We start from the raw sequence: 790 nt of genomic DNA, 5'->3' as shown, positions 1-790 counted from the left end.
AAGAAATGAACAAAAGAGAAGTAGCCGAATTTATCGGAAAAGATATAAAAACTATCTATAACTGGGAAAAAAATAACCCAAACCTATACAAAATACTAGAATTTTATTTTCAAAAAGAAAGTGAAATTAATCCAAAGCATAAAGAACTAATAGAACTATTTGACAAGCTAAGTGAGATAGAACAAGAATTTTACCTATCAGACATAAAAGCAAGGATACTTAAAAAAGAGATAGGGGGATAAATGAGAATAATAACAGCCCTATCGTTATTTTGTATATTTTTAATAGCAGATCCAATAGAAATAAACATAGATAAAAAGAATAAACGAGAAAAATACATAAAAGATTTAAATTTAGTAGGCGAATGGAACATACAAACGGATAGATACTTTATAGATTTTATACTCACAGCAGGCAGTAACTGGGATATAAGTTTTGAAAAAAATCACGAAATTTTACTTGATAATCAACCAAGAAAAATGTTTTGGAAATACGACAATGAAAAAGGAAAAATAAACATATACAACAAAAAAGAAATAACCATATACGGCGGAGATGAAATAATTTTAAAAGAATACATAGGAAATAAATGCTTTAAAGCAGAACTAAACAAAAACTACCAAATAAAAATGTGTAAAACAAAAGGAAAAATAGTAAATAACGTAAAAGACTTGATAAAAATAGAAATGAAATAAAGTATATAGTATTCAAATCCCTCTCTGTCCGCCACAAACCCAAAAAATACGGCATTTAACAACAAATTTATAAAATAAAAAAATCCCTATGCCGA

2 protein-coding genes are annotated in these 790 nt (G+C 26.7%); both read left to right on the top strand.

Annotated elements, in window-relative coordinates; genetic code table 11:
• On the top strand, positions 1–242 hold a 242-nt coding region (locus UNSWCS_RS12150), incomplete at its 5' end, for a hypothetical protein (RefSeq protein WP_235044412.1).
• Entirely contained in the window at positions 243–695 is a 453-nt protein-coding gene (locus UNSWCS_RS11055; protein ID WP_021088553.1) for a hypothetical protein, read from the top strand.
• The last annotated feature ends 95 nt before the right edge of the window (positions 696–790 follow it).

Source organism: Campylobacter concisus UNSWCS, assembly GCF_000466685.1.
In the GTDB taxonomy this organism is placed as follows: domain Bacteria; phylum Campylobacterota; class Campylobacteria; order Campylobacterales; family Campylobacteraceae; genus Campylobacter_A; species Campylobacter_A concisus_A.
Note: the sequence above shows the minus strand (reverse complement) of the source record. Positions and strands in the feature narration are given on the sequence as shown.

Excerpts from the sequence above, each read along its gene's own strand:
- UNSWCS_RS11055 (WP_021088553.1), top strand. The coding sequence starts at position 243 with ATGAGAATAATAACAGCCCTATCGTTATTTTGTATATTTTTAATAGCA.